The sequence below is a fragment of the Arthrobacter sp. V1I9 genome, assembly GCF_030817075.1.
Classification (GTDB): Bacteria; Actinomycetota; Actinomycetes; order Actinomycetales; family Micrococcaceae; genus Arthrobacter.
The window spans coordinates 4,036,152-4,049,210 of the sequence record NZ_JAUSYU010000001.1 but is presented as its reverse complement, the minus strand read 5'-3'; the positions used below and the strand labels follow the sequence as shown (position 1 = coordinate 4,049,210).

Genomic DNA, 13,059 nt, shown 5'->3' with positions numbered 1-13,059 from the left:
GCTTTGCAAATCAGCGTTTCCGCGATACAAACTCCAGGAACCCGACCCCACCCAAACCGGCACGCCCAAAAGCGAACCATATTCCAGGCTGTTGAAAAAAGGGGGGTTGGCCGCAATCTTTCCGCATCAGCGGCGGCGACTCAGAAAACAATACACGCCCTCGGGCCCCTCCGCAAATCCACCCCCACAACCACCCCACACCCCCCAAAAACCCCGCCCCAACACGGAACCAAAAGGCACACCACCACGACCGGCCAACCCACAACACCACTCAAACAACTATGGACTGGCTCACACCCCCACCACCCCCCAACCACAAACTCTGCTCGTCTTGGTGGATTGCGCAGTCCATACGTGCCGGCTGTTCCTGCCCCCAGGAGATCCGGGACAAGAGCCCGGGTTTATGAGCCCTAAATTGGGCTGAAGCCGGTGTGTGCTTTGACTGCTGAGTTTGTTGTCACGGAATTTGGAGGGCCGGCATCCATCACGGCATTCAAAGCCTGGATCCGCAAAGGCAGAAAGCCCCGACCTGTGATGGTTGGGCCCGCCCCTGGCAGTCTGGCCATGACCCGCGCTCCGACTCCGCCCTCAGTACAGCGACCGGGTTCTCCCCTGCGGCTCGGGGCTCGAGGCTCGCGCCAGGCCGGCCTGGAGGGCCACGTGTCGGCGCGCAGAGGACGCCTGCACGGATCCGCTCTGCCTTGACCGCAGCACGCGCGTCAGAGCCATAATCGAGCGGGGCACCAAAGCGGTGCCGCAAACAAGAGCCGACGGTGGCGCCGCCAAAGCAGAGGAGTCCTCGAATGACAAAGTACCTGATCTCGTTCCCCAGTGAGGCCATGGTGATCCCCGAGGGCGATTTCGAGGCAGTGGTCGAAGCCTCGCATGCCGTCATCGAGGAGGCCAAGGCGGCGGGCGTGTACGTTTTCGGCGGCGGAATCGATGATGAGATAGACCCGGTACGCGTCGCCGGTGACGGCACCGTCACTGAGGGCACGTACCAAGGCCACAAGGTGCCCAATGGCGGCTACACCGTTCTCGAGCTGCCTTCGCGGGAGGCAGCACTCGAGTGGGCCGCGAAGATCGCGGTCGCCTGCCGATGCCCGCAGGAGCTCCGCCAGTTCGGGTACGACCCGGCCAGCTGACGAGGACAACCTGGCTGTTCCTGTCCTTGGTGGCGGGGTGGTGTGTGGTGGTTAAAGGGCTCTTCACGGTTGATGGTGAAACAGGTTCCGTGTCTTGAAAGCTGAAGGGCTCGTAGCCCTGCTGTGATGGATGTTCTCTACGCATTCATCAAGTCAGGAGCTACGAGCCTTGATTGAGCCTACTTCCCCGCGCCCCGATGCTGCCACCGCCATCTTCAACCTGCCCGACTACCGCGTCACCGGTGCCAAGATTCTTGCATTCGGTCAGCGACGGATTCACGTCGATGCCACCGCCGAGGCCGGCTGCCCGTCGTGCGGAGTGATCGGCACCCGCGTGCATTCTCGCCGACCCCAACGCCTGCGTGACATCCCTGTCGCCGGCCCGGTCGAAGTGGTCTGGGCCAAGCGGAGATTCTTCTGCGATGAGTACCTGTGCCCGCGCAGGACATTCACCGAGGAAACAGCCCAGGTTCCGCGCCGGGCACGGTCCACCCGCCGGCTCCGGGACGCCCTGGTAGCCGCAGTGATCGGATCCGGCAGAGCCGCCGCGGAGGCGGCCTCCTCGTTCGGTGTCTCATGGTGGCTGGTGCAGCGGGCTCTGGACTCCGCAGCGTTGACGCTGCCTGACGTCGATGCCCTGGCACCGCGGATGCTCGGCATTGATGAGCACCGCTACCGGTCGATGCGGTTCTTCCGCGACCCAGTCACCAAGGCTTGGAAACGCTACGAACCCTGGATGACCACCATCGTCGATCTGGACACCGGACAAGTCCTGGGAATCGTGGACGGCCGTGACAGTGAGGGCGTCGGCGACTGGCTGTTCGCCCGGCCGCTTCAGTGGCGCCTGGGCGTGCAGGTCGTCGCCATCGACCCCTCGGCGGCGTTCCGCAAGGCCCTGCGGATGTGGCTTCCGCGCACCGCTGTCTCGGTCGACGCGTTTCACCTGGTCAAGCTCGGCAACGACATGCTCACCGAGGTCCGGCAGCGGCTCACCCAGCAGGTCCATGGTCGGCGGGGACGGTCCATCGATCCGGTCTGGGCCAACAGGAGGCTGCTCCTGCGCGCCGGCGACACACTTTCGGACCGGGCACGGGACAGGCTCAACACGGTGTTCACGACTGACGACGCCACGGGGAAGATGCAGGCGGCCTGGCTGGTCAAAGAGCAGCTCCGGACACTGCTAGCCACCGGATCCCTCGCAGACGCGGCCGCTGCAAAAGACCGCCTGAAGGAACTCGTCGAACGTGCCGCGCAACCGGAAACGACCCGGCTCTGGCGCACGGTCTGCCGTTGGTGGAAAGAGATTGAAGTCCTCATCGTCACCGGTGCGACAACAGCAAAAGTGGAAGCCAATAACACCGCGATCAAACACATCAAAAGGACAGGCCGGGGATTCACCAACGCACGCAACTACAAAACGCGTATCCTGTTGCGCAGTGCCGCCAGAACAGCGGCATGAACACCCATCACGGCAGAACGTTCACCACGAACCGTGAAGAGCCGGTTAAAGTGGTGGGGCCCTGACGTGGTGTGTCAGGGCCCCTGGGGTGTTTTTAAGTGTGGGAGGCCCCAACCAGTGACTGGTTGGGGCCTCGACCGAATGGTTGTCCGGCGGTGACCTACTCTCCCACACCCTCCCGGGTGCAGTACCATCGGCGCTGTGGGTCTTAGCTTCCGGGTTCGGAATGGGACCGGGCGTTTCCCCCACGCTATGACCGCCGTAACCCTTGCTCCGCACCCTGGCACCCGGGGCGTGCCCGGGCGGGTGGGAAAATTTTTGGTTACAACATCGCTCCGTGTGTTGGAGCTGTGGTGTTGTTATTCAGTTATCGGTTCTCAAGCAACGGGTTTGTTGTTCGGGAACCACATAGTGGACGCAAGCAGTCTTGTTTATCTTTTACCACCCTCTTGGGTGCAAACCTCTTTTGAAGGATTGGTTTGCGGGGGTGGTGTGTGGTGTAAGTTATCGGCCTATTAGTACCGGTCAGCTTCACGAGTCGTTAGTCCTCGCTTCCACATCCGGCCTATCAACCCAGTGGTCTGGCTGGGGGCCTCTCACACACAAGGTGTATGGAAATCTCATCTTGAAGCGAGCTTCCCGCTTAGATGCTTTCAGCGGTTATCCCATCCGAACGTAGCTAATCAGCGGTGCACTTGGCAGTACAACTGACACACCAGAGGTTCGTCCGTCCCGGTCCTCTCGTACTAAGGACAGCCCTTCTCAAATTTCCTGCGCGCGCAGCGGATAGGGACCGAACTGTCTCACGACGTTCTAAACCCAGCTCGCGTACCGCTTTAATGGGCGAACAGCCCAACCCTTGGGACCTACTCCAGCCCCAGGATGCGACGAGCCGACATCGAGGTGCCAAACCATGCCGTCGATATGGACTCTTGGGCAAGATCAGCCTGTTATCCCCGAGGTACCTTTTATCCGTTGAGCGACGGCCATTCCACAATGTACCGCCGGATCACTAGTCCCGACTTTCGTCCCTGCTCGAGATGTCTCTCTCACAGTCAAGCTCCCTTGTGCACTTACACTCGACACCTGATTGCCAACCAGGCTGAGGGAACCTTTGGGCGCCTCCGTTACTTTTTAGGAGGCAACCGCCCCAGTTAAACTACCCATCAGGCACTGTCCCTGACCCGGATTACGGGCCGAAGTTAGATGTCCAAAGTGACCAGAGTGGTATTTCAACGATGACTCCACCCGAACTGGCGTCCGGGCTTCAACGTCTCCCACCTATCCTACACAAGCCACTCCGAACACCAATACCAAACTATAGTAAAGGTCTCGGGGTCTTTCCGTCCTGCTGCGCGTAACGAGCATCTTTACTCGTACTGCAATTTCGCCGAGTTTATGGTTGAGACAGCGGGGAAGTCGTTACTCCATTCGTGCAGGTCGGAACTTACCCGACAAGGAATTTCGCTACCTTAGGATGGTTATAGTTACCACCGCCGTTTACTGGGGCTTAAATTCTCAGCTTCGCCTTGCGGCTAACCGGTCCTCTTAACCTTCCAGCACCGGGCAGGAGTCAGTCCGTATACATCGTCTTGCGACTTCGCACGGACCTGTGTTTTTAGTAAACAGTCGCTTCCCCCTGGTCTCTGCGGCCCCGATCCCCTCCCACCAGCAAGTGGTGTTCAAGGTTGGGGCCCCCCTTCTCCCGAAGTTACGGGGGCATTTTGCCGAGTTCCTTAACCATAATTCTCTCGATCGCCTTAGTATTCTCTACCTGATCACCTGTGTCGGTTTGGGGTACGGGCGGCTAAAACCTCGCGTCGATGCTTTTCTCGGCAGCATAGGATCACCAAATCCCCCCAAACGGGGGTCCCATCAGATCTCAGGCATCATGAACAGCGGATTTGCCTACCGTTCGCCCTACATCCTTAGACCGGGACAACCATCGCCCGGCTTGGCTACCTTCCTGCGTCACACCTGTTAATACGCTTGCCTCCCAGGATCAGGTCCTGCGCTCCACCAAAACCCTCACACCACAAGGGTGATCGGGCAGGTCTCGGGCAGTTAGTATCCCCTGTTCAGCATGGGCGGTTTTTCGCCGGTACGGGAATATCAACCCGTTGTCCATCGACTACGCCTGTCGGCCTCGCCTTAGGTCCCGACTTACCCAGGGCAGATTAGCTTGACCCTGGAACCCTTGATCATTCGGCGGACGGGTTTCTCACCCGTCTTTCGCTACTCATGCCTGCATTCTCACTCGTGTAGGCTCCACCGCTGGTTTACACCGCGACTTCACTGCCCACACGACGCTCCCCTACCCATCCAGACGCCTGAACCACAAGGGCTTAGCTAATATCTGAATGCCACAACTTCGGCGGTGTACTTGAGCCCCGCTACATTGTCGGCGCGGAATCACTTGACCAGTGAGCTATTACGCACTCTTTTAAGGATGGCTGCTTCTAAGCCAACCTCCTGGTTGTCTTCGCAACTCCACATCCTTTCCCACTTAGCACACGCTTAGGGGCCTTAGTTGGTGGTCTGGGCTGTTTCCCTCTCGACTATGAAGCTTATCCCCCACAGTCTCACTGCTGCGCTCTCACTTACCGGCATTCGGAGTTTGGCTGACGTCAGTAACCTTGTAGGGCCCATTAGCCATCCAGTAGCTCTACCTCCGGTAAGAAACACGCAACGCTGCACCTAAATGCATTTCGGGGAGAACCAGCTATCACGAAGTTTGATTGGCCTTTCACCCCTACCCACAGCTCATCCCCTCCATTTTCAACTGAAGTGGGTTCGGTCCTCCACGACGTCTTACCGTCGCTTCAACCTGGCCATGGGTAGATCACTTCGCTTCGGGTCTAGATCACGCCACTGCAACGCCCTATTCAGACTCGCTTTCGCTACGGCTTCCCCACACGGGTTAACCTCGCGACGTAACACTAACTCGCAGGCTCATTCTTCAAAAGGCACGCCGTCACCAGAATCAGACTGGCTCCGACGGATTGTAAGCACACGGTTTCAGGTACTGTTTCACTCCCCTCCCGGGGTACTTTTCACCTTTCCCTCACGGTACTGGTCCGCTATCGGTCATTAGGGAGTATTTAGGCTTATCAGGTGGTCCTGACAGATTCACACGGGATTTCTCGGGCCCCGTGCTACTTGGGATACTCATCCAGGCGGTACACAACATTTCGGTTACGGGGCTCACACCCTCTCTGGCCGGCCTTTCAAGACCGTTCACCTATGCCTGCACATCACACCCCACCAGCCCGGCAGAACTGGTATGGAAAGTCCCACAACCCCGACCATGCAACGCCCGCCGGCTATCACACATGGAACGGTTTAGCCTGATCCGCGTTCGCTCGCCACTACTAACGGAATCACTATTGTTTTCTCTTCCTGCGGGTACTGAGATGTTTCACTTCCCCGCGTTCCCTCCACGCACCCTATGTGTTCAGATGCGGGTCACCAGGCGACTCGCGCCCCTGGCGGGGTTTCCCCATTCGGACACCCTGGGATCACAGTCCGGTTATCGACTCCCCCAGGCTTATCGCAGATTCCTACGTCCTTCTTCGGCTCCTAATGCCAAGGCATCCACCGTGTGCTCTTAAAAACTTGACCACAAAGATCAAAAAACTACTTCACGAGAGAACCACGAAAACCAACCACACCCAACAACCACCAACCCCGAAAGGTCAGCCATCATCACGCGCAGCCAGATCCAGGTTCATATTCTTGGAAATTGCTTCTTATAAAAGATGCTCGCGTCCACTATGTAGTTCTCAAACAACAACCCCAAACCACACACCCCACACACAAACGTGCATGATCGGTACGGCCAGGAAAACCAGAAACACAAGTCCCGGGCAAAAACCCGGTCCTGTTGCCTCAGGACCCAACAGTGTGCCAAACACCACCCAACAACCCGGACCAGCAAGCGTTCCTGAACCAACCCCCCAAAGGAGATCAACCCGTACTAACCACCAGACCGCGCCACCAGGCACCTATTCATTGATATTCCACCCTTGAGCACCCGCCGCAGAACAAACGTCTGCGCAACGGGCATATACTCCTGACAAACCCCACCACCCACATACATGAGGACGGCGCTTGTAGGTGCTCCTTAGAAAGGAGGTGATCCAGCCGCACCTTCCGGTACGGCTACCTTGTTACGACTTAGTCCCAATCGCCAGTCCCACCTTCGACAGCTCCCTCCCACAAGGGGTTAGGCCACCGGCTTCGGGTGTTACCAACTTTCGTGACTTGACGGGCGGTGTGTACAAGGCCCGGGAACGTATTCACCGCAGCGTTGCTGATCTGCGATTACTAGCGACTCCGACTTCATGGGGTCGAGTTGCAGACCCCAATCCGAACTGAGACCGGCTTTTTGGGATTAGCTCCACCTCGCAGTATCGCAACCCTTTGTACCGGCCATTGTAGCATGCGTGAAGCCCAAGACATAAGGGGCATGATGATTTGACGTCGTCCCCACCTTCCTCCGAGTTGACCCCGGCAGTCTCCTATGAGTCCCCACCATCACGTGCTGGCAACATAGAACGAGGGTTGCGCTCGTTGCGGGACTTAACCCAACATCTCACGACACGAGCTGACGACAACCATGCACCACCTGTAAACCGACCGCAAGCGGGGCACCTGTTTCCAGGTCTTTCCGGTTCATGTCAAGCCTTGGTAAGGTTCTTCGCGTTGCATCGAATTAATCCGCATGCTCCGCCGCTTGTGCGGGCCCCCGTCAATTCCTTTGAGTTTTAGCCTTGCGGCCGTACTCCCCAGGCGGGGCACTTAATGCGTTAGCTACGGCGCGGAAAACGTGGAATGTCCCCCACACCTAGTGCCCAACGTTTACGGCATGGACTACCAGGGTATCTAATCCTGTTCGCTCCCCATGCTTTCGCTCCTCAGCGTCAGTTAATGCCCAGAGACCTGCCTTCGCCATCGGTGTTCCTCCTGATATCTGCGCATTTCACCGCTACACCAGGAATTCCAGTCTCCCCTACATCACTCTAGTCTGCCCGTACCCACCGCAGATCCGGAGTTGAGCCCCGGACTTTCACGGCAGACGCGACAAACCGCCTACGAGCTCTTTACGCCCAATAATTCCGGATAACGCTTGCGCCCTACGTATTACCGCGGCTGCTGGCACGTAGTTAGCCGGCGCTTCTTCTGCAGGTACCGTCACTTTCGCTTCTTCCCTACTGAAAGAGGTTTACAACCCGAAGGCCGTCATCCCTCACGCGGCGTCGCTGCATCAGGCTTGCGCCCATTGTGCAATATTCCCCACTGCTGCCTCCCGTAGGAGTCTGGGCCGTGTCTCAGTCCCAGTGTGGCCGGTCACCCTCTCAGGCCGGCTACCCGTCGTCGCCTTGGTGAGCCATTACCTCACCAACAAGCTGATAGGCCGCGAGTCCATCCAAAACCACAAAAAGCTTTCCACCCCCCACCATGCGATGAGGAGTCATATCCGGTATTAGACCCAGTTTCCCAGGCTTATCCCAGAGTCAAGGGCAGGTTACTCACGTGTTACTCACCCGTTCGCCACTAATCCCCCCAGCAAGCTGGAGATCATCGTTCGACTTGCATGTGTTAAGCACGCCGCCAGCGTTCATCCTGAGCCAGGATCAAACTCTCCGTTGAAGTAAAACAAAAACAGAAACCACCCGGAAACCACGGAAATAACGCAGCAACCAGACAGCAAAAATTTGAAACCAGCTGTAAAAACCAGACCACCCACAGGGGCGGGCAGCCCGATCAATTCAACCAATCACTAAAACAATTGGTATCAACAAACTTGGCACACTATTGAGTTCTCAAACAACAGACACACCCGGCACCACCACAACAACAAGTCAAGGATCGCTCCGGAGCAACTTTTCAAACTTACCCGAACCCCCGAAGCTTTGCAAATCAGCGTTTCCGCGATACAAACTCCAGGAACCCGACCCCACCCAAACCGGCACGCCCAAAAGCGAACCATATTCCAGGCTGTTGAAAAAAGGGGGGTTGGCCGCAATCTTTCCGCATCAGCGGCGGCGACTCAGAAAACAATACACGTCCACAACCCAACCCGCAAATCCACCCCCACAACCACCCCACACCCCCCAAAAACCCCGCCCCAACACGGAACCAAAAGGCACACCACCACGACCGGCCAACCCACAACACCACCCACACACCTATGGACTGGCTCACACCCCCACCACCCCCCAACCCACAAACCCGAAGTGTCAGTTTGAAGTCCGCTTCCCGCGGCTTTAGGCGGTACTGCTCCAGGACGCCGGGGCCACAGGCAGCGGTACCTACACCCCGCAGCGCATGGTCAAGGTACACGTACGTACGCCCGTCGGCCTGTAAGTCCGGGCGGTGGGCCGCCGCATCCAGAACCGTCATGTCATACGGCCGGACAGTCAACGCAAAGGGATCACCGGAAATCACGAGCGTCCTGCCACCCACCTCGAGGGCGGCCGAGCGCACCCCGGACCGGGCACCGCACTCCTGTGGCCGCACGTACTCAACGTCCATGTCGGCCAGGGGATTCGAGAACCAACCCGTCCGCGTCCCCTGCCCCGTGTCCGGATAGCTCTGATGGGGGCCCTGACCGAACCAGCTCACGGTCGCCGTCTCTTTACCCAGCACGAGTTCCAGCCCTATCCGCGCCCATTCCACTTCAAAGCCCCGGTTGACCCACTTGCCGTCAGGCCGGACCTGGGTCCGGAGGCCAACCGTTTGGCCGTCGCTGGTCCAGGTGTAATCCACAAAAACCCCGTACTGCTTGTCCGCAGCACTCACGCGGGTACGGACCGTCAGGGCGTCCCCGCCTTCCGGGCTCGCCCCCGCGCTGATGCCCAGCAGCCGGGCGTGGAGCAGGTCCAGCCGGGCGTCCTTCCATTGCGTGGCGAGCGGGCGCTCATCTGTGCCGCCCCATTCACGGCCGAGGTCGTTGTCTGTAGGCGGCCACCACAACGTCAGCCCCGTCTTCTCCACGGGCAACCCACCAATTGAGGTGGGCATTCCGGTAATCCGGCTGAACACTACAGGTCCCAGGTGAAGTTCGCTGTCCCGGACGAGCACGGGTTCAAGGGTTGCCGGCTGTACTGCGGAACCAGTCTCCCGGACCGATTGCCCCCAAGCGACCTCATGCCCGGCTGAAGCCCATACTGAATCAGCGGCGAGGACTGCACTCACCGTGAGCACCGCCGACTGGCCGTCAGGCAGGCTTGCCGTGAGAGAAGCAACACTGCTTGGGAGCCCCACAAGCGCCTCGGTGGAAGGTGCCACGGACGCGACTTCCACTGTCCCTGCGCCGAGGGTGCCGCCGTCGGCCTCCACCACGTAACGGAAGCTGAAGGTGCCGGTGTCTTTGAAGTCGTGGCTGTTGCGGACGGTAAAGCCGGACCAGTCGGCGGCCACGGTGATACGCAGCGGTTCGATGACCTTTTTGAAGTCCAGAAGCCCGGGCCGGGGGTTGCGGTCAGCATCCACCAGCCCGTCGGTGACAAAGTTGCCGTCGTGGACTTCCTCACCGAAGTCCCCGCCGTAGGCGTAGTGCTCGCCGCCGTCGGGCGACGCGAGGGTGATGCCGTGTTCCAGCCATTCCCACACGAAGCCCCCCATGAGGCGGGGGTACTTCTCGAAAAGATCCTGGTACTCGCTCATCCCGCCTGGGCCGTTGCCCATGGCGTGGACGTATTCGCAGAGCACAAAAGGCATGGCCCGCCGTCGGGCGTCCAACTGGGCGTCTTCCAGTGGCGGCTCTATCCCCTTCCCGATCAGTGCTGTTTCAGCCTGGCTGGCGTACATGCGGGAGTAGACGTCGACGTACGCCGAGGACCAGTCGCCCTCGTAGTGGATTGGCCGGGACGGGTCCCGGTCCTTGGTCCAGCGCGACATGGCGGCGAGGTTCCTGCCGGTGCCGGCCTCGTTGCCGAGGGACCACATGACCACCGCGGGGTGGTTTTTGTCCCGCTCCACCGTGCGGCGCATGCGATCCACGAGTGACGCTTCCCATTGGGGATCGTCGCTGGGGTTCCGGGCCCAGCCAGCGCCCTCAAAGCCGTGCGTTTCGAGGTCGCACTCAAGCACAACGTAGAAGCCAAGCTGGTCCGCAAGCGCCAGGAACTCCGGGTGCGGCGGGTAATGCGACGTCCGGATGGCGTTGATGTTGTGCTGCTTCATGAGCCGCAGCTCGGCCTCCACCACATCCCGGGGCACCACCCTGCCAAGGCGCGGGTGGTGCTCGTGGCGGTTGACGCCGCGCAGCAGGATCCGCCGGCCGTTGACCTTGAACTGCGCGTCTTCGATGGTGATGCTGCGGAAGCCCACCAGCAGGGCAACAGATTCCCCCTCCGTGCTGACTGTTGCCGTGTAGAGCCGGGGCATCTCAGCTGACCACGGCTCGACGGCGGGGACCCGCACCTCGGTGCCGGCGGGGAGTTCCAGGTTCAGTTCCGGAACCCGCACGACGGCGTCAATCGCCTGTCCGCCCCGGCGTGCCTCCACCTTGAGGACGCCGCTGCCGCTGACGTGGTCGAAGTCGGCGTGGACAAAAACGTCATCGACGCCCTCAGATGGACGGGCCTGCAGGGTGACGTCGCGGAAGATGCCGGGGAGCCACCACATATCCTGGTCCTCCACGTAGCTGGCGGCCGAGAACTGGGCGACCCGCACGGCCAGCGTGTTCTGGCCTTCCTCAAGGATCCCGGACACGTCGAATTCGTGGGCCAGTCTGCTGCCTCGGGTGGTGCCGAGTTCCACCCCGTTCAACCAGACCGTTCCGGCAGACTCGATGCCGTCGAACCGCAAAAGTGCCTGCGGAAAGAACTCGGGCCCGGCCTCGAAGACCAGCACATGGTCACCAATCGGGTTGGCCTCCGGCACGTGTGGCGGTTCAACGGCGAACGGGAACTGGACGTTTGTGTACGCGGGAGCACCGTGACCGTGCATGGACCAGCTGGACGGCACGGGCAGGCTTTCGAATCCGTTCAGATCCTCCCCCAGCTGCCAGCCGTCATCAGGTGCCGTTCGGATTCCCCCGCTGAGGCGGAACTGCCACTCCCCGTTGAGTGACAGCTTTGGAGCGTCACTGTTCAGGTAGGCCCGCGCAGGCAGGCTGCCGGTGCCGGGCTCCAGGGAGGACAGCTCCCGGACGTCCTCGGCGCCGAGTTCGAGGCTGGCAACAGGTGAATCCGGGGTGCGTTCCGGGCTGCTGCCGGCCCGCACAGAGGACGATTGAACTGACATGGGCTTCCTTGCTTCATGGGTTTATTGGAGGGTTGCAGGCTGGTCCTAATTCCCCGCCCGCTCTGCGTGAACGTTCACGAACCGCACACTGCAGCCTAGTCGACTTTGCCCGGGCTGAGTAGGGTCAGGCCGACTGACGAAGGACGAGCTGGTGTTGGAGCACCAGCGTGGCACCTTCGCTTCCAGCCTCCACGGTGCCGGTCAACAGGCCATCAACGAGGTCGACGGCGGCCCGCCCCACCGCGCGAAGGTCGAGGGACAGGGTGGTCAGCTCGGGTGTCACGAGCTCCCCCAAAGGGATTCCGTCCATCCCGATCACGGCGCAGTCCCCCGGCACCGTTCTGCCCGCTTGGTGCAGGGCTTTGAGCACCCCTGCTGCCATGAGGTCATTGAACACCAAGAGCCCGTCGATGCCGGCATGCTGTTCAATCATCGATTGCACAGCTGCCCCGGCCGCAGCGGCGGAGTCAGCAGCCTGCCGGACGGTGAGCTCGATGCCGGCGCCAGCTGCTGCTTCTGCGACTGCCCGGCCGCGGGTGGTGGCGGGGCCCTCCTGGTCCGAGTCAAGATAGGCAATCTGTCGGCAGCCGGCTTCCTTGAGCCGTTCCAAGGCAATCCGCGCTCCGTGGGAGTAGTCAAAGGAGATGCCCCCGGCTGCTTGGCCTGACGGGTAGTCGAGCACCACTACCGGGCGCCGGCCCATCAATGCCTGGGCATCACTCGAGCAGGCGCCGAGATAGCCGACCAGGGCATCGACTTGGGGGGCCAGGCGGGTCACGGCGTCCAGGCCGTTCCCGCTGCCGTGGCCAAAGTCATCAACCACCACGTTCCAGCCACGCTGGGTGGCCACTTCCACCACACTGGAGGCGAAGGCAGGGAAGTACGGGTTGGTGAGGTCCGGGATGGCGAGCCCGAGGGAGACCCGGGCGCCCTGCACCAGGCCCTTCGCAAACCGGCTGGGGGTGTAGCCCAGCTCTCCCGCCAGTTGTTGGACGCGCTCACGCGTGGCCTGGCTGATTCCAGACATGTCATTCATGGCGCGGGTCACGGTCTGACGTGAGACACCGGCAGCGGCCGCCACATCAAGAATGGTGGCCCGACGAATGCGCGGCTCGCGGGAACTCGGGGTCATGCCGTAAGTCTAGGCGCCGGCTATGACCCGGCGATCAATAGTGGTTGTGTGGGCCAGGATGAGGGGCT

Annotated in this window: 4 protein-coding genes and 3 rRNA genes; 2 read left to right on the top strand and 5 right to left on the bottom strand. The window is 60.5% G+C overall.

Annotation, left to right across the window (positions count from 1 at the left end; all coding sequences use genetic code 11):
• Positions 1-803 precede the first annotated feature (803 nt).
• Together QFZ70_RS18890 and QFZ70_RS18885 are read left to right on the top strand one after the other, a co-directional pair.
• The gene (locus QFZ70_RS18890; protein ID WP_307097752.1) at positions 804-1,145 is read left to right on the top strand and encodes a YciI family protein; all 342 of its coding nucleotides are present in this window, start codon (positions 804-806) and stop codon (positions 1,143-1,145) included.
• Positions 1,146-1,314: 169 nt separating this feature from the next.
• Positions 1,315-2,604 carry an ISL3 family transposase gene (locus QFZ70_RS18885; protein ID WP_307097751.1) on the top strand — a complete coding sequence of 430 codons (1,290 nt, stop codon included), beginning with the start codon at positions 1,315-1,317 and terminating at the stop codon, positions 2,602-2,604.
• A gap of 147 nt (positions 2,605-2,751) precedes the next feature.
• On the opposite strand, the gene rrf is transcribed toward QFZ70_RS18885, so the two are convergent.
• From rrf to QFZ70_RS18860, 5 genes are all read right to left on the bottom strand, one after another.
• Positions 2,752-2,868 (bottom strand): 5S ribosomal RNA (gene rrf / locus QFZ70_RS18880).
• A gap of 230 nt (positions 2,869-3,098) precedes the next feature.
• Positions 3,099-6,225: ribosomal RNA gene (locus tag QFZ70_RS18875) — 23S ribosomal RNA — on the bottom strand.
• Between the two features lie 506 nt (positions 6,226-6,731).
• Positions 6,732-8,256: ribosomal RNA gene (locus QFZ70_RS18870) — 16S ribosomal RNA — on the bottom strand.
• Together the 16S, 23S and 5S rRNA genes form the textbook arrangement of a ribosomal RNA operon.
• A gap of 270 nt (positions 8,257-8,526) precedes the next feature.
• Positions 8,527-11,859 (bottom strand): glycoside hydrolase family 2 TIM barrel-domain containing protein, encoded by a 3,333-nt coding sequence (locus tag QFZ70_RS18865; RefSeq protein WP_307097750.1) that lies wholly within the window; start codon positions 11,857-11,859, stop codon positions 8,527-8,529.
• 124 nt (positions 11,860-11,983) lie between these two features.
• Positions 11,984-12,991 carry a LacI family DNA-binding transcriptional regulator gene (locus QFZ70_RS18860; protein ID WP_307097749.1) on the bottom strand — a complete coding sequence of 336 codons (1,008 nt, stop codon included), beginning with the start codon at positions 12,989-12,991 and terminating at the stop codon, positions 11,984-11,986.
• Positions 12,992-13,059 lie beyond the last annotated feature (68 nt).